Origin of the sequence: Leclercia sp. 119287 (assembly GCF_009734485.1) — a bacterium.
GTDB lineage: Bacteria > Pseudomonadota > Gammaproteobacteria > Enterobacterales > Enterobacteriaceae > Enterobacter > Enterobacter adecarboxylatus_C.
In genome coordinates, this window is record NZ_CP046445.1 from 2354581 (window position 1) to 2377693 (window position 23113).

A 23113-nucleotide genomic window follows, 5' to 3' on the forward strand; every position below is an offset into this window, starting at 1 on the left:
GCTGCATAGGCTACGCTTCAGCTAATGCTTGTTTAACAAAAGGACTGCGTGATGCTGCAAAAAATCAGCCTGTTATCTCTCGCCTGTGTGCTGTTTACCGGGTGTATGTCCAATGAGGGCACGTCCCCCGAAGAGAAAAAGTTTCGCAAAGTAGAGGCCGCGGCAAGCGAATGCGCCGAAATTGTGAAAAACCAGACCATCGAACTCACCGCTGAAGGGAAGGATGCCAATACTCGCTGGACGACCATAGAGTACGTGGCGTCTGACCAGCGTACCCGCACGGTGGAATATCGAACCTCCTCGGTGCTGGATAATGGCGAGCCGGGCAAGGCGTGGCAAACCTGCATGTCGGACAAAAAAGCCCTTGTTCCTGAACTGAAAATATAACCTTCGGGCGGGAGCTGCATCTTTCTCCCGCCAATGAAACAAAATGTTAGTATCCTAAACATTATTTTTAGCGCTCTGACGCTCCTCGTTCTTGCATGTTTATAATCACAAAGGGGGATATATAAAAATGGGGGGCTATGGCGGCGTCAGGTGTTGAATAAGCGATCGAAACCATTCATTTCATGAATCTATTAATATAAAAAACACACTGATTGCGCTGGGTTTTAGATTTTTATTAAAATGGCGTGCGTGAAATTAATATTACAAATAGCAGGCGGTAAGACTATTCTTAATTGGTTTTTATTGCGTAAGAATCTCTTCGATCGATTGTTTATCAGAATCATCTTAGGGATATAAAAATGCGCTATAAAACTCGCCGTACCTTGTTATCACAATGCATCCTGTTCTCTCTGACTGCTTTTTCCGGCTATGCCTTAGCAGCAGACTGCTCTCCAGCCGATGCGCCAACCAGCACCTGCGGATTCAAGAGTACGAATTATCATGGTCCTAATGGCACCGAGACCTGGGCTGTTAATGATAATGGCTCCGCTTACACCAATGATGCCAATACCAACAGCACCGGCAACGGCAATGACGCTATCTATCTGTGGGATAACAAACAGGAAGATACTCAGTCACTGACCGTAGACGGCACCGACATGAGCGGGACGTTTATTCAGGCTAATTATGGTGGTACCAAAAATATTACCCTGCAGAACGGCGCGACCACCGACATGATTGAGGGTGGCAACAACAACCCGGGTGATAACGGCAGCTTTAACATTGATATCAATAATTCCACGCTGACAGGAGAGAATGACAACCTCATCTACGGTGCGGCATCGCATGCGAAAACCTATATGGGTGGGGCGGCTATTTTTGTTGACTCCGGTGCCAATGAGGGTACCAACACCGTTAATATCGAAAATGGCAGTACCCTTGGCGGCGCTATTTATACCGTGACCGGCGGGGATAACACCATTAATGTTGCCGGGAACAGCACCGTTAACGGCGCTATTTATGCTTTCACTAACAGCAACAACACCATTAGCGTTGATAACAGTACCGTGACGGCAAATGAAACTAACGCGACGTTGCAGGGCTATTTCGAAGGGGCCTATGCAGGCAACGCGGATGCAGCAACTATTACCTCGGCGCTTCAGGGGCAAACAATTGCGATGGGTATCTATGGTCAGCAGGCATCCACTATTGCGCTGACCAACGGCACCACGGTAAATGGCTCTGTTGCGGTTGTCGGGAATGGCTCCTCTACGGCGCAGATCTCCCTCGACAGCAGCACCCTGAACGGCAACATTATTACCGCCGATGAAAGTAACACCACGGTGAATCTGAATAACGCTACCGTCAACGGCAATATTACGACCGGAGCGGGAGATGACACGGTCGTGCTGGCCAATAACTCTTCTGTCACCGGTAACGTGGATGCGGGTACCGGCACCGATGAGCTGTCGATGGATGCCAGCAGCTCCATCACCGGCCAGATCAGCGGATTTGAAACGGTAAACACCACCTCGGATAACAATATCGACATCGATAAGTTAAACGACAATACCGGCTGGACTATCCAGAATGGCTCCCGTTTAGTGGCCGAAACCACCGGCAGCAATGTCCAGGTGGCAATGACTTCCGACAGCACCGTTGATTTTGGTAACGTCACCGGGACCAACAACAACCTGACGGTAACCCAGATTTCCCCGTCTACCCTGAACCAGAAAAACGTTCAGATCGCGACATTCTCTACCACCGGTAACCCGGCCGATGCCGTTGAAGCCCAGTTCAGCAACGGTTCACAGCAGGTTGAAAGCCGCAGCGGCGCTTACAACTACAATGATTCCCTGACCATTGAGCAGGCGGCACAGCTGAGTAAACGTGCCGGGCTGACTGCCACACCGAATGCTTACAACGTGCTGCTCGACAGCTCGCGCGGTGAACTGGCCAGCGATGTCCAGGGGGCGATTGCCGGTCTGGATGCCGCCAAGCAGGCAGGCCGCATGATAACGGACGATCTGGCAAACCGCCTGGATCAGGTTCACCTGCAAAATCTGTATGGCCACACGGCGGATGGGGCGCAACTCTGGGGCGACTTCCTCTATCACCATGGGGATTACAGCGATGACGTTGATTACCAGGACATCACCCAGGGCGTGCAGGGCGGCGTTGACTGGACGACCCACCTGACAAACGGCGACAGCCTGACCGGCGGTGTGGCGCTGGGCTGGACCCGCAGCCGCGACCAGAGCAACAGCGGCGGCGCTAACAGCTTCAACGATACCGTCTATGGCAACTACTACAGCGTTTATGCCGGCTGGCAGCAGGCGCTGCACGACAACCTGTGGGGTATGTTCGTTGACGGCAGCTTCAGCTACGGCGATATGCGTTACTCAATGTCGGCGAAAAACAGCAAAGAGGACACCAGCGGCATGACCGAAGCATTAAGCGGCTCCGCGGATGGTAACCTGTACACCACCCAGCTGCGTACCGGTGTCAACGTGATGCTGCCGGGTGAGACCGTCCTCCAGCCATATGCGACTTTAGGCTGGGATAAAGCAGAGGAGAAAGGCTTCTCTGACAAAGAGCTGACCTTCAGCGATAACCAGGTTTCGCAGTGGAATACCAGCGTCGGTATGCACGTGACCACTAAGCTCGCGGATCTCAACAAGAACGTCGAGCTCTACCCATGGGCCGATGCCCGTTACCAGACCGAGTTTAGCGATAATACCGACATCAAAGCGGCGGATTATCACAACACCGACGGTCATAACACCTCAATGGGTATCTTCGGGGCGGGTATTAATACCACCATCGGTAACAACTTCTCCGTTAACACCGGAGTGTACTTCGGTACGGGTGATGTGGATAACGATGCCAGCGTACAGGCCGGTATCAGCTATCAGTTCTAACCCAGTCTGACCCAACCAAACGGCAGGGATCTCAGGATCCCTGCCGTTTTTTTTTGCAGCACGGCCCGGATTACAATATACTAAAATACATTATATAAAATTGTATATTGATGGATGGAAACCATGACTACAGTGACCGATACTGATATTCAGGATGCCATGAAACAGGCGGCGCTGGGTGCCGCGGAGATTTTGCGCGGTTTGTCCAATGCCGACAGGCTGCTGCTGATGTGCCAGTTAAGCCAGGGGGAAGCGAGCGTTGCGCAGCTTGAAGAGGCGGTGGGGATCCACCAGCCTACGTTGTCCCAGCAGCTGGGGGTACTGCGGCGCTTAAAGCTGGTGGAGACCCGGCGCACAGGCAAACAGATTTTTTACCGGATTGAGGATCCGCGGATCTTCACGCTGCTCAACACCTTATATGACCTCTATTGCCCACAGGCAGGAGTCGACCATGACGATTGATTTCTCTCACTTTACGCCCCTGAGCAGCCTCGGCGGCGGGGTTTTAATCGGGCTCGCTGCCATACTGCTGATTCACTTTTGCGGGCGCATTGCCGGGATCAGCGGCATTGTGGCGGGAATGCTGACGAAACAGACCCGAACAGAAGGGTGGCGGATGGCTTTTTTGGCTGGTCTGATTGGCTCGCCGCTGCTGTTCTCCCTGTTTTTCCCCTTACCGGACATTAACGTTCCAACCTCATGGCCGATGATTATTGTTGCCGGCTTGCTGGTCGGCATCGGCTCGCGTCTGGGTTCCGGGTGTACCAGTGGGCATGGCGTCTGCGGCCTGTCGCGTTTTTCTAAGCGCTCTCTGGTCGCCACGCTGACCTTTATGGCTGTCGGCATTGCTACCGCAACGCTGACCGGATTCTGGCTGGGTTAGGAGGACTGATAATGATAATTAGCGCATTTCTGTGTGGCCTGATTTTTGGCGTGGGTTTGCTGATAAGCGGCATGGCAAACCCGGAAAAGGTGCTGGGGTTTCTTGACCTTTCTCAGGCCTGGGATCCCTCTCTTGCCTTCGTGATGATAGGGGCGATTGCGGTGGGGATAGTTGGTTTTGCGCTGGTCAAAGGCAGAGAAAGGGCGTTTTGCGGAGTGCCCATCCTGCTGCCGAAGAATAACGCCGTAGACCGCGCGCTGCTGGTGGGGGCGATCCTGTTTGGCCTGGGCTGGGGGCTGGCGGGCATTTGTCCCGGGCCGTCCCTGATATTGTTGGGGGCGGGCGTCGGGAAAGGGCTGCTGTTTGTTTTGGCTATGCTGGCGGGGATGTGGATAGTTAACCGCGTTCGCCCCTCATCTGGATTATCTTGATAACCATTTTCTGTTCGCTGGCGATACCTCTGTGGCAGCCATCGAAATTAAAGGAAAAATCAAAGTGGGGGCCTGTACCCTGAGCGCATCCACGCCTACCACGGTCCAGCTCCCCCCGACCAACCTGAATAAATTTGAGCGAGTAGGCGATACCGCAGGTGATATGCCGTTTGCTTTACAGCTCGACTGCAATAGCGCTGTGGGAGTGAAGCTGCGCCTGGAGGGTAATGAATCGGCATCCATCAAAGACAAGGGCGTGCTAAAAAACGATGCCCGTCATAATCAGGCGCGCGGTATTGGGGTTCAGCTGCTTTACCAGAATGCGCCGGTAATGTTCCACAAAGAAATGGATATGGGAACCGCAGCAGAGGGACAATATGCGATCCCTCTGCTGGCACGTTATTACCAGACGCAACGCCGCGTAGAGGCCGGGGAGGTTAACGCGGTGGCGACTTATACGCTGACGTATTATTAGTGATGCGTGTTTCAGTGACAGAGGCCACTCACTCTACTTCTGGCAGAACAAGTGAATTGAGCACATGGTCCTGCCAGACCCCGTTTATTTTGAGATAGGAGTGCGCATATCCCTCCTTCACAAACCCGAACCTGGCCAGAGTCTTACTGCTGCGGGCGTTATCAGGAAGATGGTTTGCCATAATCCGATGAAAACCATAATTCGCCTGCACATAGTTCAGCGATGCCTTCAGCGCCTCGTGCATTAGTCCTTTTCCCTGATAAGCAGGATCGAGCGAGAATCCGAGATAGCACGCATGGAAAACGCCAAAGATGAAGTTAGTGAAATTGATACTGCCGATGATCTTATGTTCGTCTTTTAAAGTGAAAACCAATTGCAGACATTTTCTCGCGTCGTAATCGCTCTGCGCACTTTCAATTCTTTGAGTAATACTGTTTAGCGTGAAATAGTCCTCATTACGCAATGGCTCAAAGGGCGCGAAATACGCCCGGTTCTCCAGCAGGAAAAGCTGGAGGTTGTCAGCCAGATCCGTAGTCAGCAGCAACACATCCGTACGCGCGGTGGAAAATAACTTCATATCTAAATCTCATTAACAATATTGTCACAAGGATTGTACTGATTATGAAGTTGATTTCCAGCAGGCTTCTGACATTAACCTACTAAAGTTAGGCTGGAAAACGTGACTCTGTTTGCCAGATGCTATGGTATGAGTCATCCCGTTATTGAACTGTTCTGAAAAGAGAGTGCCATGAAACTATATGTGTATGAGCATTGCCCGTTCTGTATCCGTGCGCGAATGATCTTTGGTCTTAAAAAGGTGCCTGTCGAGCTGGGTGTGATTATGGAAGGCGACGCCGAAACGCCAACCCGCATGGTGGGTAGAAAGGTGGTGCCGATCCTGCAGAAAGAAGAGGGCGTCTACATGCCGGAAAGCATGGATATCGTTCATTACGTTGACCAGCTTGACGGCGCTCCGGTTATTGAAGGGGAATGCGACCCGGCGATTGAAGCCTGGTGCAAAGAGAATACCCGCGCCGTATTTAACCTTGCGATCCCGCGTTTCACCCGCGCCGATTTTAAAGAACTCGCCACGCCAGCCGCGCGAGAAGCCTATACCCAGCGCGAGATTAAGGCGTTTGGCGATTTGGATGCGTTAATGGCCAATAGCCAGACGTACATCGATACGCTGTCGGGGGCGCTCAGTAACATCGAGGCGTATATGAGCGCTCGCAATCCTGTCAGCATCACGGATTTTTATCTCTTCCCGGTTCTCAATTCGCTGACGATTGTGAAAGGTTTCCCGTATACAGTGCCGCTGCGCGGCTATTTGGATCATATTTCCACATCCTGCAACGTACCGCTGTTTACCGATAAGGCATTGTAACGATCAGGGGGCCTGGGCCCCTTAATAGTGCACGGGGGAGGGATTGCACGTAAAGAATGGCTTATTGAACATGAACGAAAACAGCGTTCACTTTTTTGTCCTGCGGAATGAAAAATACGGTAATGTATTTGTTAAATAATCAAATTCAGAACGCAATCCATGACTTCTTTGTTATTCCATAAATATCACGGACTCGGTAATGATTACCTGGTGTGCCATCGTTCTGTCGCAGAGCAGTTGAGCATCGAGCAGGTTCGTCTCATATGCCATCGCCACTATGGGTTAGGATCTGACGGTCTGCTTGTTGACAGTGGCGATCGGCACGATCCCACATTGCGAATTATCAATTCCGATGGTTCAGAAGCCGAAAAAAGCGGTAACGGTCTCCGCATCTATGCCCGTTATCTTTTTGATATCAGCCGCGTCGGACACGCGCCATTTTTAGTGCACACCGCGGGCGGGGACGTACATTGCAGGGTCCATGAAGATCCCCATCAAATCACGGTGGAGATGGGACGGGCTAACTTCAGTCCGGCGGCATTGCCGGCCCTGATTGAACAACCCGAAGCGCTGAATTATCCCCTGAAGCTGGCGGACGAAACCCTTCTGGTCTCGCTGGTCTCCATGGGCAATCCTCACTGTGTTGTGCTGGTGGATAAGCTCGATCTGGCGCTGGTTCACCGTTTAGGGCCGCAGATTGAAAATCATCCCTTGTTTCCCAAACGCACCAATGTTCAGCTGGTGGAGGTTGTTGATCGCAATACGCTGCGTATTGGCATCTGGGAGCGGGGCGCCGGTTTTACTATGGCATCCGGTAGCAGCAGCTGCGCGGCGGCCAGCGTCATGCGCAAATTAGGTCGGGTTGATAACGCTGTCAGCGTGAATATGCCGGGTGGGCAACTGCAAATCACCTTCGGTGATGAGTTTCAGGTCAGCATGTGTGGCCCGGTGCATAAAATAGGTAGCCTGATGCTGGACGAAGACTGTTTTGCTGGTGGGGACGACGCCAACAGATTTTAAAGCTTCTCAGACCGGCAGCCTGCAACGAGCTGCCGGTGATTTTAGTATTAACTTTCGCATTATGTCTCCTCAATCCTTCTTTCCCTTATATTTCTCTGCGACAAATAGCCCTCACGTCATAAGCTGGTAAATTAAACATTTATTTAACATTTGCGTTGCGGTTGTCGTCAAAAAATCATATTAATATTTAGTCACTTATAGTGCATAGCGACTTTATATGTTAATAAATATAATCATTAGGATGACTTATGACGATAAAACCCGCCGCTGAAGTTAGTGCGGCACCGGGTCTATTTCAGACGCTTAAAACCTTCCCGGCGACTGTTCATGCGCTGCTCTTTTTTACCTTCGTTATCCGCTTCAGCTATTTTATGGCATGGCCCTTTATCGCCGTAATCATGACGCAGAATTATCATATGTCGCCGATTGCTATTGGCGTGGTGATGACCAGCAGCGCGCTGTTGTCGGTGGTACTCGGTATGTATGGCGGGCAGATTTCGGACCGGCTGGGACGCCGGATAATTCTTTTGCTGGGCTGTGGTTTTTCCGCCGTGGGTTATATCACGCTGGCGCAGGCTACCGGGATGGGGCTGTTTATTACCGGCCTGATGATCATCGGCGTTTGCTTTGCATGGGTTGATCCTCCTGTGCGTGCACTCATGAGTGATTTGCTGGGCGATCGCCGCCGCCGCGCGCTTGCGCTTCAGATGCGCTACTACCTGATCAACGTTGCGGCAGTGTTTGGCCCGCTGGTGGGGTTAGTCTTTGGTCTGACATCTCAGAAGGGCACGTTTCTGATCACCGGACTGACCTATCTGCCGTTTTTTGTCTACGTGCTGCTGTTTATCCCGGCGGGAAAACTGCTGGGCGAACAGCAGGGCGGTGACGCGCCGGCGGTTAAACTGCACCAGGTGATGGGAATTATCGCCAGGGACAGAATCTACATTGCGGCACTGCTGTGCAGCATATTGTGCAGCATTGTTTTCATCCATTACGAAGCCGTATTACCCCAGTACCTGATGTTACTGGATAGCAATGCGGCGGTTAAGCTGATTACCCTGATACTGGTTACCAATGCCTGTACCGTGCTGGTGTTCCAGAGCTTTATTATGCGGTTTCTGGCGCAGATCGGCCTGCCGGGACGCATTCTTATAGGGGGATTAATTTTCGCTTTGTCGCAGCTCTGCATGTTTGCCACCCGTTCGACGGAAGTTTGGGCCTGGCTGACGGTGACCGCCGTGTTCAGCATGGGGGAGGCGATTCTGATGCCGAACCTGAACATTCTGCTCGATCAGTTGGCACCGGCAGAGCATCGCGGTGCCTATCTGGGGGCCTCGACCTTGACGACGCTAGGGATCGCTGCCGGGCCGTTGATCGGTGGCGTGATGTTGGCCATGACCGGAGCGGGGGTATTTATCTGCACCGCATTACTGAGTCTGCTGTTGTGCGCGATTATTTATGCCTGCCGGGTCAGAATGTTGGCACGCTTGCAGGATTCATAATAACCGTGCGGCCGGGAGTCGCACCATGCCGTCATACGTGAGCACATTTTGGCTGCAACACTCATCCGAAACTGCTATACTGTATATAATTACAGTATAGGGGGCATATGATGGCTGTTGAAACAAAATTTGTTGTCGTAAGAAAAGGTGAAGAGAAAATGACATTTGCCAGTAAGAAAGAGGCTGACGCTCACGACAAACTGCTGGACATGGCAGAAGCGTTCACCGACTGGCTGTTGCAAAGCGAAATGCAGATGGATGAAACGCAGGCTGAGAATCTTGGGCTGTTTCTTGCCGAGCAGAAAGAGGCCGTGCAGCATATTCTGCGTACCAGCAAGGTTCCTGATCTTAATGCCGCAACTGCAACAGATAAAGCAGAGTCAGATGCAGATGGCAGTAAAAAAATCAGAGCAGTTAAGGCTGCCTGATTGCCATAACAGGTTATCACCGATCCTGTCGCCGTAAGCGGGAAGCTGCTTACGGCTTTTTATTGTTCAGTGTCGCTGGCAATTCCTGTCTAACGTGAGGCGTGTCCACGTCGGCTGTATAGCCATACGAAGATCAACGTCAGTAATGGGATGCCATGAAAAATAATAATGACCAACGAGGGGGCTAGCCAGATATAAAAGGGGGCGACTATCAGCATTCCAACACCGAAACCTGTCATCTGTAACAGAGTCATCAAACTAAAAACAGGTAGCCGTAAAGATTCAACTTCACTTTGAATTCGTGAAATCAGACTCACATCCGCAAGTCCATCTCCAATACCCGCAAAGAAAATAAAAAATAATGCCAGAGAAACGGTATTTTGTTGGAAAGTTAAAATAAATCCCAGGGACATTAAGGCCACACCATAAAAAAATAGACGCTCAGCTGGTATCCCTCGCTTAAGCAGAAAATAATTCGACGATCTTGCACCTGCAAATTTCCCACCGGCCCAGACCGCCAGCAGAAGACCCATGGTTTTGCCTGGAGATGCCGACGTCAGAAGCTCTGAAATGACTGGAAAGCCGACGTTATGGGCAGCACTACCGAGAGTATCAGCCATTGTTATCAGCAACATTCCAGCCATCAGCGGTGCCGCCCGTAGCCCCTTAACAAGATCACGCCACTCTTTACGCTGATTTTTTATCTCGGCTCCCGCCGGGATAATCAGAAAGCGTAAAGGCAGAATACATAAACCGGCCAGGAGATAAGTGACAATATTGGTGACAAATACCAGCTCATAACCGTTTGTAGCCAGCAATATACCTGACACCATACTGCCCGTCACAGCACCTGTCGCAGAGGCCGACGTCAACCAGGCATTCGTTGCAACCCGGCGGGAATCATCCACCCAAGAGGGCAACTGGCTGTTTAACCCAATTGCGACCATGGAATTACCTATACCAATTCCCAGAGCGATAAAAGGTAAAAGATAAAGTTGTACGGAAGAAGGGAAAATTAACAACAATGCCAGCAGCGCAGCGCGAAGAATATCCAGTATTACCAGGGGCAAGCGCCCGGTGAAGCGTCTGAAGTAAGGGACGCCAAACAGGCTTGCTAAGATTCCCCCGGTGACGCGACAGGCCAGAAAAATACTTACTTGCGTCACGCTTTGGCTTAGCAAGTAAACATAGGTGGATAACGCCACCATGTTTAGAAAAGCGCCGAAGTCAGAGATAAAACGGGCGGAAATGATCAACCAGCTATTTCTGACAGACCGGTTAATCATTGCGCCATCCTGATGTGCATCAGTCATTTGGAGGTTTTCCGTATTTATAAGAGAAGGCCACATCCAGAAATCAAAGTATTCAACGTAGCTTTACGCTGCCTGCAAAAGCAATCTTTTTCCTTTGGTGATGAAAGAGTGGCGCCAGAACGCGATGTCTTTCACGATAGTCTTGTGGCTTAAATGAGTTCAGGCCGATGACCGTCATTCACCGTTAAAAATCCGCGGCATGTGTCGTTATCAGAATCCCACAAGGATGAGGTCTAGCCCGAACTAAACCTGATAATTGTGCTGCTACTACATTAATGCGCATAATGTATATTATGTTAAATGCAATATATAGACCTACACCATCCTGTTCCATATCCTTATGCAGATAACCCAATACGCGTGCACCACAACCTTCCCTTTCCTATCCAGCCATTTATCACAGAGGAGTTTTCATTCTCGTGTTGTTCACCAACGAAGTTGAAGCAAGTGTGTGGCAATTCCCCATCTGACATCAGTACATTTCCCGCTTTTCAGATCGAACACGGAGTAACTCGCGTTGGGTTGTGCATATCGTGGGAAATAATCGATTACCCCATCTTTAAGAATCGCCAGAACGCCCTGACTGACATGCCCGTGTGTCACAATACAAATTGTTTGATGATGTGACGTTGATTCCAGGTGATGTAAAAAATGCATAACCCGCTGAGAAGCCTGCGCGAGAGATTCACCACCTGGTGGGCAATACGCTGCATCAAGTTCGAATAATGCACGGGCATCGTTTGGATAGTTTTGGATGAGCAGCTCTGATGACACTCCTTCAAACTGACCAAAGGCTTGTTCTTTAAGAGCTGGTTCTGCTGTCAATGGGCAGCGAAAGCCCTTAGCCAGGCTCTGGCCCATTTGCCATGCACGGCCAAGCGGAGATGCGTAAACACCTTCGATACGGTAATCACTTGCTGCAAGCGCGGCCAGTAAGGCCGATGTTTCATGCAATCCCCGACGGGTCAACGCACTATCACTGTGCCCCTGAATAATTCCCCGCACATTCCACTCTGTTTCCGCGTGCCGCACCAGTATCACTTTCATTCAGTCCACCCTGCCCCAATTTTAGGTATACGCCTTCAAAACCGTCTCCAGCCACTGCGTAAAGACCCGCACTTTCGGGGAAATATGCCGGTGCGGATAAAGCACGGACAACTGTCGCGCCGGAACCGGATGACCAGGCAACACTTCTACCAGACGTCCGTCATTGATGTACGGGCGTAAAAAGAAATCCATGCCCTGCAATAACCCAAGCCCGGCCAGACCCGCCGCAATATAGACTTCTGAATTATCCAGCACCAGTTTGCCTGCCAGATTAAGTTCCTCAATGCCAGACGGCGACTGAAACACCCACAACATAATTTGTCTGCTGTTAATGTTAAACCAGTTCACGCCCTGGTGATTCTGCAGATCGTCCAGCGTTTCAGGCACGCCATACTCCGCAAGGTATGCCGGGCTGGCACAGGTGACCAGTTGAATCTTACCCAGCGAGCGAGCCACATAGTCACCGTCTTCCAGCGGACCGACACGGACGATGCAGTCCAGGCCGTCACGCAGCATATCTTTACGCCTGTCGGAGCTGCTGAGCACCACTTCAATTCCGGGATAATGGCGATAGAAATCCGGCAACCTGGGTACAACCAGCATTGCGGCAATCGATACGGGCATATCCACACGCAGCTGCCCGCATAATGAACGGCCCGCGACAAAAGAGCCTAATAAAGCATCGGTTTGTTCCAGCAAGGGCTTACTGCTGCGGTAAAACTCTTCCCCTTCGGGTGTCAGCGTGATTCGCCGGGTTGTACGGTGCAGCAAACGCACCCCCGTGTGCTGCTCCAGCTGTTTGATCGCTCTGGTCACTGCGGGCCGGTGAATTTGCAGGTTTTCTGACGTCTGGGAAAAACTGCCCGACTCGACGATCTCAATAAAGATCCGCATCAGTTCGTACACGTTGATTTGCATAGCACGCCTTCATCCCGAAATAGATAACACGCCCATTGTTACTGATTTTGTAAAAGTGATGAAGGATATTCGCTATTTTTCAGAACAAAAGCGGCGAGTAGACTCAGGCTATTCCGGTCTACGAACCGTCTTAGTTAAAGGAAATGTCTCATGCAAAATCAGAGTGTTAGTTATATTCTGGGTATCGAAAAAAATGTCATTCAGGGGCCTCTGTCATGGCTCACCGATGCCCGTCTGGTGGCGGCGGTCAGTAACGCCGGAGGTCTCGGGGTACTCGGACCCAATGCCGGATTAACGGCCGAAACAGCGGTCTCAACGCCGGAAGCGACAGCCGAGAAAATGCGCGAAGAGATCCGCAAAACCAAAATGCTCACCGAGAAACCTTTTGGCGTCAATCTGATCCCGACGGCAGAAAATGACATCTGGACACCGTCCATCCTCAACGTCATCAAAGAGGAAGCTGTGCATGCAGTGGTTTACACCGGCTACGGCGAAGGTTCCATTATCCCTGCCCTGTTTGATGAGCTGAAAACCGCAGGGATCAAAATCATCTTCCGGGATATCAACCCTTCTCCGGAAAACACCCGACTCGCGGAAGCCGCCGGGGCCGATATTATTGTTGCGACGGGGTTTGATGAAGGCGGCACCTTGCCCGGCATCACATTGGGCACTTTCTCCATTGTGCCGCTGATCGCCGACGCGGTGAAAAATGTCCCGGTTATGGCTGCGGGCGGGATAACCGACAACCGAACCGCCAGAGCCGCACATGCCCTGGGCGCTCAGGGTGTGTTTGCCGGCTCGGTATTTATCAGCACGCTTGAAAGCCGCGTACCGCAATCAGTAAAAGACAAAATTATCGCCGCGAACGGGCTGGATATGCGCCTGTTCCGCACCCTTCCCGATTACTACCGTTCGTTGCCGGGTAAGCTCACCGATAAACTGGTTGCGTTGGATAAAGCGGGTGCCAGTAAGGAAGAGCTGGCGAAGGTGATGGGCGGATTACGCGGTCTGCGCCTGGGAATGCTTGAAGGCAATACTGACGAGGGCTATATCTCTCTCGGCACTGGCATCGGCAGCATTCGCCGCGTGAAAAGCGTTGCCGAGGTCGTCGCAGAACTGCACGTATAAAGGATAGCGCTCCGGATTGCCTGGTTGCCATTCGGAGCGCAGTTTCACCCACCCGCCGTCTGACACACCGCTTTAATCTTCTCTCTCAGCCAGCGATGGCCGGGATCCTTTTCCATTCTGGGATGCCACATCTGCGAAACCGTTATGGTCCGGGTTTTAAATGGCAGTTCAAAAACGTGCAACTGTTCTGTCATCTGCTGATTAATTAAATAGAGCGCCGGCACCATGGCGATAAGATCGGATGCCAGCGCTACGGATAACGCCGTTGGAAAGCCAGGCACCACGCTTGCCACCTTACGTTTCATGCCTGACTCTGCCAGCGCATCATCAACAAACCCGTGTAACGATCCGTCGGGCGCAGCCACCACATGGCCCCAGGCGACATATTCATTAATGCCGATTACCGGTAAGGACGCCAGCGGATGCGCCTTACGGACCGCACCCACAAATCTGTCCTGGAAAAGCCGCTGAAGGCGAATTTCAGGGCCCATGTTGCTCTGTACGCCAATCTCCAGGTCGACCAGGCCCTCACGCAGATAGCGAGACGTTTTTTCAGGCTTCGGCGCAAAGCGGATACACACGTCAGGAGCGGCCTCAGCTACGGCGGCAATCAGCGCCGGGCCGAACGCGACAACAAATCCATCGTTGGCTCTGATGGTGAAAAGCCGCGCCAGATTTTCCATCTTGAGCGTCTCCAGTGAGGGTTGCAGCACCGCCCTCACCTCATGCACCGCGTTCCGGGCGCGGTCCCGGGACGCTTCAGCCCAGGGCGTCAGCACCATGTTGCGTCCGGCCCGCACCAGGATCGGATCGCCCGTTACTTCCCGTAGCCTGCTGAGCGTTCGGCTCATGGCTGATGTACTCAGGTTTAAGCGTCGCGCGGCCCCTGCAACGCTGGCCTCTGCCAGCAGGATGTCCAGCGCGACAAGCAAGTTAAAATCAGGGTCAGACATGATTAACCTCAAGGCGAAATCAGATAAGGCGTTCGGTGCAATGATTCAGTGTGGACGATGCGCCTTCCGCACTCTATGCCCCATGATTATAGTTTCTTCATCAAAACACCATCCCCAGGAGTCAGGATGAATACATTATTTTCAAACCAACCCGGTGACGAAGGGCTGCCAGGCCAGGAACGCGCCAGGGTTATGATCGCAGTGATGATCGCCACGCTGATGGGGGTATTCGATGGCACCATGATCAACATTGCCCTGCCCTCCATGGCGCAAGCGATGCGGGTGCCCGCCAATATTGCTGTCTGGTTCGCCAACGGCTATCTGCTTTCGGCTGCCATGACGTTACTGATCTTCGCCTCACTCGCGGCCCGATACGGAACGCGCCCCATTTTTCTGGGAGGACTGGCTACGTTTACGCTGGCATCCCTGGGCTGCGCGCTGGCAAAAACGCCGGAGATGCTGATCGGAATGCGTATTTTGCAGGGGATCGGCGGCGCGGCCACATTGAGTATTGCCCCGGCGATCCTGCGATCCGTTTTCCCGGGACGACTGCTCGGGCGCGTTCTGGGACTGCATGCCCTGTTGATTGCTTCCAGTACGGCTATTGCTCCCGTACTGGGCGGCACAATTCTGGACACTTTCAGCTGGCAATGGCTGTTTGCCATTAACCTGATTCCGGGAACGCTCGCACTGGTGCTGGCTGGCAAGGCATTACCCGGAAAACCAACCTCCGGCAATGCTGCGTTCGACACACTCGGGGCGGTGCTGTCGGCGACGCTGTTAGGTTCAACCATCATGGCGGCGAATAGCCTTTCCAGCCATCAGACTGCGAGCCACCACAAGACCGTCAGCTGGGGGCTCCTCGCCATCATCAGCATTATGGCGTTTATCTGGCATATCCGCCGTGTCCAGGCCCCCTTACTGCCGCCTGCCATTTTCAAAAATGGGCGTTTTACCCTGGCAGCATTAACCTCGCTGGCCTCTTTTATCAGCCAGGGCATTACCTTTATTGCGTTGCCTTTCCTTTTTCAGAGCGTGTATGGCTATAGCCCTGTCGTGTCCGCCCTGCTGTTTATTCCCTGGCCGATTGGCATTGTACTGATTGCGCCCCATGCGGGCCGTTGGGCCGATACCCTTTCTGCGCCGCTGATCTCCACCATTGGGCTGGCTATTTTTGTTGTGGGATTGATCCTGCTGGCGATGCTGCCCGCCACGCCTGCGGTATGGGATATCTGCCTGCGCAGCCTGGTGTGCGGCATCGGATTTGGCTGCTTCCAGAGCCCCAACAACCGGGAGATGCTGTCTAATGTTTCTCGTGAGTACGCCAGCTATGGCTCCGGGATCTTGTCTATCGCGCGGACGTTTGGGCAATGCCTGGGCGCCGCCGTGGTGGGTATCCTGCTTTCCGTCATGTCGACTGAATCCGGCCAGACGTTCAATGAACATGCCGTCCATATTGCCCTGTGGGTCGCCGTCGCAGCCTCTGTCGCGTCGATGCTGTTTAGCCTGAGCCGGCTTCGCAAAACGGTTACGTTCTCTTTTGGAGGCAGCCGTTAATTATCTCAACTAGACTTCTAAGCGGCTGTACATCGTCACCTATCGACTTACTCATTTCACTCAGGTTCTTTCACTCCCCGAGAGGTTCACCATGTCATTTGTCACCACAAAAGATAATGTCAGTATCTTCTATAAAGACTGGGGTCCCAAAGATGCACAACCTGTCTTCTTCCATCACGGCTGGCCATTAAGCGCGGATGACTGGGATAACCAGTTACTGTTCTTTTTAGCGGAAGGTTTCCGTGTCATCGCCTCGGACCGTCGCGGGCATGGCCGCTCCGATCAGGTCAGCGACGGCCATGATATGGACCACTACGCCGCCGATGTCTCCGCCATCGTTGAACATCTGGACCTGCACAATGTGGTGCATGTCGGTCACTCTACCGGCGGCGGACAGGTGGCGCGATACGTGGCGCAATACGGACAACCGCAGGGTCGCGTGGCGAAAGCCGTGTTGATCAGCGCCGTACCGCCTTTGATGGTGAAAACGCCCGACAATCCGGGCGGTACACCAATAGACGTGTTTGATGGATTCCGGAAAGCGCTGGCCGCAAACCGGGCTCAGTTCTATCTCGACGTGGCGACCGGTCCGTTCTACGGCTTCAATCGTGACGGGGCTGAAATTTCGCAGGGCACCATCCAGAACTGGTGGCGACAAGGGATGATTGGCAGCGCGAAGGCGCACTATGAAGGCATTAAGGCGTTTTCAGAAACGGACCAGACCGCCGATCTGAAAGCGATCACCCTGCCGGTGCTTATTTTGCAGGGCGATGACGATCAGGTTGTGCCTTACAAAAACGCCAGCCTGCTCCAGGATGAACTTCTCAGCAACAGCACCCTGAAAGTCTATCCGGGGTATCCTCACGGGATGCACACCACTCACCCTGATACCATCAACAAAGATTTACTGGAATTTATTCGCAGCTGATAACTAAAAACGGGTGGCTTGTGCCACCCGTTCCGGGAACTTACAGCGAGGCTTTTAACCGCGCCACCGCTTCTTTCAGGTTCTCATCCGTGACGCTGACGTACGACATGCGCAGCGTGGCATGATCCGGCTCGTTGCAGTAGAAGAACTCCCCAGGCACATAGACTACGCCGTTGCTGAGCGTCTTTTGCAACCACGCCGTGGTATTCATCTCGTATTTAAATTTGGCCCACAGGAACATGCCGCCCATCGGTTTATGGAAGGTCAGATGTTCGCTGAGTTCGTTTTCCACGTGCTGGCACAGGATCTGGCACTTGTGTTTATAGGCTTCGCGGATCAGGTCGATTTGCCCGGCCAGGCGGCCGCTCTCCAGGTAGTGATACGTCAGCGACTGCGATAACGAGCTGGTGTGCAGATCGGTCGCCTGCTTGAGGATCACCACCTGACGCTTTATCCAGTCCGGCAGTACTAACCAGCCAACCCTTGCGCCCGGCGCGAGGATTTTGGAAAAGGTGGAGGTATAAATCACGTTATCGCCACAGCCCATTTCTGCCGCCCAGGCCTTGAGTGGCGTGAAGGTTTGGTCGGTGAAGTTGATTTCGCCATAGGGATCGTCCTCGATGATGACGAAATCGTAGCGCTGGGATAAGGCCACTAACTGCTTGCGGCGCTGCTCTGCTAGGGTAACGCCGCCCGGGTTGCCGAACGTCGGTACGATATAGACGGCTTTCACCGGCGTGGTCTTAACCAGGGCTTCCAGCTCATCGATGATCATCCCGTCGCCGTCGGTACCCACCGACATCAGGTTAGCCTCCGCTAACTGCAGAACCTGCAGCGCAGCGAGATAGGTCGGACGTTCGACGACCACGATGTCGCCCGGGTTAATCAGCGCTCGCGCCAGAATATCCAGCGACTGCTGGGAGCCGGAGGTCACCACCACGTCATCCACGCCGCAGGTAATCCCCCTGCCGCTCAGCAGCTGACAGATGGCCCCGCGCAGCTCCGGGCTGCCCTCGCTCAGACCGTACTGAAACGCCTCTTTCCAGGTGCTGGAAAGCACCTTCTCCATAGCCAGCTCCAGCCCTTCGCGATCGAAAAGATCCGGGTTGGGAATGCCCCCGCCGAGTGAAATCACCCCTTCCATCTTGCTGTGTTTTAATAATTCTCTGATCGCGGATGACTGGAGGTTTTGTACTTTGTGGGCAATTTTGTTCTGCGACATCTTTTATTATCCTGGTTTGTTGTATCCCAGTTTAAGTATCACAAGTAGAACGTTTTAACCAGCCGAAGAGACCGGAGCCCACAGGCCCCGGCAGAGATATCAGAACTCGATACGGGCGCCAAAGTTATAGCGGCGACCTTCCAGCATTGAAGACTGGTTGTAAGAGGTGCGGTAGATCGGGTTGGCATCGAACAGGTTATAGATGCCGGTCATCAGCGTCACGTTCTTGTTCAGATGATAACGCGCGCCCAGGTCGACCAGGGCATAGGCTTCCGTTTCGCTGGATTTACCAATGTCCGGCGACGTGCTGCGCCAGCTGGCTTTGGTCCACAGCTCCAGGTCGTTTACCGCGTTCCAGGTCAGGGAGACGTTGGCCATGCTTTCCGGGAAATCGCTCAGCGCATACCCTTTATACTCCCCGCTCTGCTGTTCGCTGTGGGTGTACGTATAGTTGGCGTTGGCTCTCAGGGAGGACGTGACCTGCCAGTCGCCGTTCAGCTCCAGACCGTAGATCTCCGCATCGCTGACGTTGGCGTACTGGAAGACGGTATCCGCGACATACCCGTTGTAGGTACACTTCTGCGTGTCCGACGCGGTACAAATGAGATGGTCGCTGATTTTGTCCTTAAATTTGGTGTAGAAGAGGGTTGCATCCAGCGCCAGCGCGTCCTGCTGCCAGTAGATGCCCAGCTCGGTGTTGACGCTCTCTTCAGGCTTCAGATCGTCATTACCGATGCCGATTTCCGAATACGGATAAGCGCCGTACACGCTGGTGAAGCCCTGGTTATTCTGGCGCAGATCCGGCTTCTTATAGCCAGCAGAGACACCGCCCTTCAGCGCCCAGTTCTCATCGATGGTCCAGTTGCCGTAGAGCTTAGGCGTGACGTGGTAACCAAAATAGCTGTCATGATCCAGACGCGCCGAGGTGGTCAGGGTGAAGTCCGGCACGATCATCCAGGCATCTTCGGCAAACACTGCCCAGCCGTCGCGCGTAATTTCGCTGACCGGCGTGACGCCCGGCGCTTCCTTATCCTTAATGCCGAACTCATCATCCAGCTCGTTGCGCGTAAAGTTCACCCCCAGGGTCAGCTTGTGATCGCCCAGGGTAAAGGTGTTGGCGCTGTTGGCTTCGTAATTCTTCTGGGTAATAAACTGCGATGACATTCCCGGAACGCGGTACTCGGTTTTGGCTTTTTCGTAGCTGACGAAGTTCTTTACTTCCAGGATGTCGCCATACCAGGCATGTTGCGACAGCGATGCCGCATCGCGATCAAAGCCCCAGTACCACTGCTTGTCGTTATGGGTTTTCTCCTGGTTGCCTTTAGTGGCATTCAGATCCCAGAGCTGGGTATCGGTCGGCGACATGGAGATCGTCGCATCCAGATTCCCGGACTGATGCTTCACAAAACGCTCATCGTTGATGCTGTCATCGTCGCGGCGATCGAGATAGTCCGCGGCCAGGCTCACCCCAAGCTTGCCCGGGATCACCGGTCCCATCACAAAGGCATTCGTCTGGTTGGTATTGCCGTACTCGCTCTTCTCCTGCAGGAAGTAGTTATCCTCCAGAACCCCGGTCCACTTCTCCAGGTTATAGGCCTTCTTAGTGATCACGTTGACCACGCCGCCGATGGAGTCAGAGCCATACAGGGAGGACATTGGCCCGCGGATCACCTCGATCCTCTCGATGGCGGCAAGCGGCGGCATAAAGGCCGCTTCGGTGCCGATATGGTGTCCATAGGGGCGGGATTCGCGGGTCGCCTGCTTGATGCCGTTTACCATGTACGAGGTATAGGTGGAGTCCATCCCGCGCATCTGCACATCGCCTGTTGCCAGGCTGCCGTGGCCGTTACCGACCAGCACGCCCGGCATCTCGCGCAGGGCTTCGGTAACGTTCTGATTCGAGCGGGTGTTCAGCTCTTTTTCATTCACCACGGAAATCGTCGCCGGTGCTTCACGGCGTTCCTGGCTAAAACCGGTCGCGGTCACTACCAGTTCATCTTCGTTTACGGCGGTATTTTCTGCGGCGAAAACGGCCACCGGCAGGTTAGCCAGGGCGAGCGAAACCGCCACGGCCATGCGTGTTTGCTTAATCACAACGGGATCCTTAGAACTGGTTTAAATCAATCTTGAGCACGTAGTCAGCTGCACTGGCTTTCTCATCCTGCTTGACGCTGGCATAGAGCGTGCTGGCATCGGCAGAAAGCGCCAGGCTGTTTGGCATCGCCGCGGTTTTAATGGTGTGTTTCAGGCGATTGTTGGTCGCGTCGATCACGCTAATCTGCCGATCGTTGCGATGGGTGACATAAACTTCTTCACGCGCGGGGTTGTAGAGCACGCCGACGGAGTTAGGCGTCGGGACGCGGTGCAGGAGTTTGCCGGAATCCAGCTGCACAACCAGCACATCTTTGGTGTTGGTATCCGCGATATAGCCCACCCCTTTCGCGGTGTTGAGCGCGATGTTCAGGAAGTAATGTTCCGGGTCGGCAGGATCGACCTTCACGCGGGTGAGCAGCTGCGAGGTTTTACCCTCCAGGGTGATCAGCTCTCCGGTGCCGGAGACGACGTAAACCTTGTCGCCAGCCTCATCCACGGCAAAACCGACGGGCTCCAGTTTTTCGAGGGTCTGGGCAAGAGCCTGCTTCTGCGTATCCACCACCCAGAGCAGGCCTTCACCCTTACGACCAATTCCGGAGACATACAGGCGCTGATGTTTTTTATCCAGCACCACTTCACGGACGTGGGCTTTTTTATTCGGATCTGAATCGTCGCTCAGCTGGATCGTTTTGATGATTTTATTGTTACGCGTGTCGAGCAGTGTGACCGACCCTTCCAGGGCATTACCCAGATAGAGAATGTGCTGCTCCTGATCCAGCGCGACGGCAAAGGTGCGGCGTTCGGTAGGGATCTGGTGCTCAATTTTCAGTGTGGGTGCGGCCAGCTGGAAGACCAGCCCGGCGGTTTTGTCTTTATCAAAAGAGGGCGCAGAGGCTGCATAGAGCGCGTTCTGGTCTTTATCATAGGCCAGCTCATACACGCCATGTCCCAGTGGTTGAACGAGGAAATCCTTCTCGGTAAATTCTTTAGCGAAGAGCGAGCCAGAGTGCATAGCCAGTGAAATAGCGAGGGCACACAGCGTTTTATTCTTTACAGCAGAGGCGTTGTTCATGTCATTTTTCTTTACAGTTGCTTACGTAAAGAAAAATGATAATGAAAATAAATATCATTTACAAATGCAAATATATCTCAATTACCTACCATTTTTAGTACCCAAAGCAGGCGCCCGGCACGCTGTATTACGGGGTTAACTCATTGAATCGCCCTATCCGCGCCGCCTGGCGGGCTAAACCGCGAAAAATAGCCTCGCTCACCGGCAGCGGAAAATCCGTCGGCAGTTCTGCCCTGACGGTGGCGATAACGTCGTCGGTAACCGCGGCCATCTCCGTCATCAAACGGCGGGCAGCCTCCTGCGAAAATCCCGCAAAGGCGGCGGTGCTGATAAAGTGTCGCGGCAGGATCATCGCGAAATGGTACTGTCGGTTTTTTCCCTGTAGCGCCATCGCCATCTTCGCCTTTTTGAGCGGGATCCCCCCGGCGTCGAACAGCGGAAACGCGGAAATCACGTCATACAGCGGGGCCATGCGAAACGAGGAGTCAGCCTCAATAAACAGGCTAAAATTTTTACCGTGGCCATCGATGGCGGCCAGCATCCAGAACAGGATCTGCGCTTTAAAGAACATCTCGCGATCCTGCCCCGCCAGGCGAGAACCAAGCAGCAGCTTCATGGCGTCTGCAATCCCGGGGCCACCGTGAGACTCATATTTCAGCGCTGGCGACACGCCCAGCGCCTGGCAAAAGTCCTCCTGCGGCAAGCGCATCAGCCAGCCGCTGCGGGCCCATCGACGATCGAAACGCTCGATAATCAGCACCTTTTTCCGGCCAAACTGCGCCATGTCGGCATGCGCGACCGGGAAACCAAAGGCTTTGGCGATACGTAAACAGAGCCATTCGTTTTCGCAGCTTTCGCTCAGGTCGATATTGTTTTGCTCTATTCTGCCGATCGGCAGCTTGAAGATATGGCTGGTTGGGGTGCTGCCCTGGGGCCGTTGCCAGCGATCCTGATACCACAGCAGCGCCGTTTTCTCCTGCGCCCCGGCCAGCGAAATGCGAAAATCGGCGCCCTCCTCTGTCATCCCCAGCGGCGCCATCTGGTAGCCCTCGAGCAGCGCGGCAATCTGATCGTCATCCAGCGGTTCGGCCACGATATCCGTTACTGGGGGGATCTCCTGCCCCGGCGGATAGAGCTGAATGGCGCCGACGCAGTCACGCCCAACGCTGGCGAGCAGATCGAAGGGATGCGTGGTTTCCACCTGAAAACGGGCCTGCATGCGGGCAATAATCGCCTCAGAGTCAGGCAGCAGATTGCTGAAGAAATTGAAGACCGGCGCGCCGCTAATCCTGCCGTGTTGCAGCGGCAGAGAGAGCGAGATCGCTCGCGAACCCGGCTCTGCCAGCCACGCTGGGGCATACTGAAAGGACATCGCCCCGCTGCCATCACGATGCAGCGTGCCTATCACATCGCCATTCATCGCGACAGTCAGACGTTTTGCGCGCATCGC

At 53.4% G+C, this 23113-nt stretch carries 22 protein-coding genes; 13 read left to right on the forward strand and 9 right to left on the reverse strand.

Features of this window, described 5'->3' with window-relative positions:
* The first annotated feature begins 51 nt into the window (after positions 1–51).
* From GNG27_RS11415 to GNG27_RS11440, 6 genes are all read left to right on the forward strand, one after another.
* Complete coding sequence (locus tag GNG27_RS11415; protein ID WP_142489421.1) at positions 52–387, forward strand: hypothetical protein; 336 nt, start codon at positions 52–54, stop codon at positions 385–387.
* A gap of 359 nt (positions 388–746) precedes the next feature.
* On the forward strand, positions 747–3308 hold the full coding sequence (locus tag GNG27_RS11420) for an autotransporter domain-containing protein (protein ID WP_156263742.1): 2562 nt from the start codon (positions 747–749) through the stop codon (positions 3306–3308).
* 123 nt (positions 3309–3431) lie between these two features.
* Positions 3432–3770 (forward strand): metalloregulator ArsR/SmtB family transcription factor, encoded by a 339-nt coding sequence (locus GNG27_RS11425; RefSeq protein WP_142489423.1) that lies wholly within the window; start codon positions 3432–3434, stop codon positions 3768–3770.
* Complete coding sequence (locus tag GNG27_RS11430) at positions 3760–4191, forward strand: YeeE/YedE family protein (protein WP_156263743.1); 432 nt, start codon at positions 3760–3762, stop codon at positions 4189–4191. The genes GNG27_RS11425 and GNG27_RS11430 overlap by 11 nt, the downstream gene beginning before the upstream one ends.
* 8 nt (positions 4192–4199) lie before the next feature.
* Entirely contained in the window at positions 4200–4622 is a 423-nt protein-coding gene (locus tag GNG27_RS11435) for a DUF6691 family protein (protein ID WP_156263744.1), read from the forward strand.
* Between the two features lie 31 nt (positions 4623–4653).
* A complete protein-coding gene (locus GNG27_RS11440; protein WP_197090585.1) occupies positions 4654–5097 on the forward strand; it encodes a fimbrial protein in 444 nt (147 codons plus the stop codon).
* A gap of 28 nt (positions 5098–5125) precedes the next feature.
* Here GNG27_RS11440 and GNG27_RS11445 read toward each other — a convergent pair whose 3' ends face one another.
* A complete protein-coding gene (locus GNG27_RS11445; RefSeq protein WP_156263746.1) occupies positions 5126–5674 on the reverse strand; it encodes a GNAT family N-acetyltransferase in 549 nt (182 codons plus the stop codon).
* A 171-nt stretch (positions 5675–5845) separates the two neighbouring features.
* Here GNG27_RS11445 and grxB point away from each other — a divergent pair, with 171 nt between their 5' ends.
* The 4 genes from grxB to GNG27_RS11465 all read left to right on the forward strand — a co-directional run bounded on the left by grxB (position 5846) and on the right by GNG27_RS11465 (position 9431).
* Positions 5846–6481: a glutaredoxin 2 gene (gene grxB, locus GNG27_RS11450; RefSeq protein WP_156263747.1), complete on the forward strand. Its 636-nt coding sequence runs from the start codon at positions 5846–5848 to the stop codon at positions 6479–6481.
* 159 nt (positions 6482–6640) lie between these two features.
* Positions 6641–7501 (forward strand): diaminopimelate epimerase, encoded by an 861-nt coding sequence (dapF, locus tag GNG27_RS11455; RefSeq protein ID WP_156263748.1) that lies wholly within the window; start codon positions 6641–6643, stop codon positions 7499–7501.
* Between the two features lie 248 nt (positions 7502–7749).
* A complete protein-coding gene (locus tag GNG27_RS11460; protein WP_156263749.1) occupies positions 7750–9003 on the forward strand; it encodes an MFS transporter in 1254 nt (417 codons plus the stop codon).
* A 110-nt stretch (positions 9004–9113) separates the two neighbouring features.
* On the forward strand, positions 9114–9431 hold the full coding sequence (locus GNG27_RS11465) for a YebG family protein (RefSeq protein WP_142489437.1): 318 nt from the start codon (positions 9114–9116) through the stop codon (positions 9429–9431).
* Between the two features lie 89 nt (positions 9432–9520).
* Here the strand turns inward: GNG27_RS11465 and GNG27_RS11470 are convergent, their stop codons facing one another.
* From GNG27_RS11470 to GNG27_RS11480, 3 genes are all read right to left on the reverse strand, one after another.
* Entirely contained in the window at positions 9521–10744 is a 1224-nt protein-coding gene (locus GNG27_RS11470; RefSeq protein ID WP_231600448.1) for an MFS transporter, read from the reverse strand.
* Between the two features lie 426 nt (positions 10745–11170).
* On the reverse strand, positions 11171–11791 hold the full coding sequence (locus GNG27_RS11475) for a histidine phosphatase family protein (RefSeq protein ID WP_156263750.1): 621 nt from the start codon (positions 11789–11791) through the stop codon (positions 11171–11173).
* Positions 11792–11812: 21 nt separating this feature from the next.
* Positions 11813–12709, reverse strand: a complete 897-nt coding sequence (locus GNG27_RS11480; protein ID WP_156263751.1) for a LysR family transcriptional regulator — start codon at positions 12707–12709, stop codon at positions 11813–11815.
* Between the two features lie 150 nt (positions 12710–12859).
* Here GNG27_RS11480 and GNG27_RS11485 point away from each other — a divergent pair, with 150 nt between their 5' ends.
* Positions 12860–13837, forward strand: coding sequence for a nitronate monooxygenase family protein (locus GNG27_RS11485; protein ID WP_156263752.1), 978 nt, complete (start codon positions 12860–12862; stop codon positions 13835–13837).
* A gap of 44 nt (positions 13838–13881) precedes the next feature.
* Here GNG27_RS11485 and GNG27_RS11490 read toward each other — a convergent pair whose 3' ends face one another.
* Positions 13882–14790, reverse strand: a complete 909-nt coding sequence (locus GNG27_RS11490; protein WP_156263753.1) for a LysR family transcriptional regulator — start codon at positions 14788–14790, stop codon at positions 13882–13884.
* Positions 14791–14916: 126 nt separating this feature from the next.
* Here GNG27_RS11490 and GNG27_RS11495 point away from each other — a divergent pair, with 126 nt between their 5' ends.
* Together GNG27_RS11495 and GNG27_RS11500 are read left to right on the forward strand one after the other, a co-directional pair.
* A complete protein-coding gene (locus GNG27_RS11495; protein WP_156263754.1) occupies positions 14917–16347 on the forward strand; it encodes an MFS transporter in 1431 nt (476 codons plus the stop codon).
* Positions 16348–16438: 91 nt separating this feature from the next.
* On the forward strand, positions 16439–17275 hold the full coding sequence (locus GNG27_RS11500) for an alpha/beta fold hydrolase (RefSeq protein WP_156263755.1): 837 nt from the start codon (positions 16439–16441) through the stop codon (positions 17273–17275).
* Between the two features lie 40 nt (positions 17276–17315).
* Here GNG27_RS11500 and GNG27_RS11505 read toward each other — a convergent pair whose 3' ends face one another.
* From GNG27_RS11505 to GNG27_RS11520, 4 genes are all read right to left on the reverse strand, one after another.
* The gene (locus GNG27_RS11505) at positions 17316–18497 is read right to left on the reverse strand and encodes a PLP-dependent aminotransferase family protein (protein WP_156263756.1); all 1182 of its coding nucleotides are present in this window, start codon (positions 18495–18497) and stop codon (positions 17316–17318) included.
* Between the two features lie 99 nt (positions 18498–18596).
* Complete coding sequence (locus GNG27_RS11510; RefSeq protein ID WP_142489445.1) at positions 18597–20591, reverse strand: TonB-dependent receptor domain-containing protein; 1995 nt, start codon at positions 20589–20591, stop codon at positions 18597–18599.
* A gap of 10 nt (positions 20592–20601) precedes the next feature.
* Positions 20602–21663: a YncE family protein gene (locus GNG27_RS11515; RefSeq protein WP_156263757.1), complete on the reverse strand. Its 1062-nt coding sequence runs from the start codon at positions 21661–21663 to the stop codon at positions 20602–20604.
* A 127-nt stretch (positions 21664–21790) separates the two neighbouring features.
* Positions 21791–23110: a type II toxin-antitoxin system HipA family toxin gene (locus GNG27_RS11520; RefSeq protein WP_156263758.1), complete on the reverse strand. Its 1320-nt coding sequence runs from the start codon at positions 23108–23110 to the stop codon at positions 21791–21793.
* Positions 23111–23113: the final 3 nt, after the last annotated feature.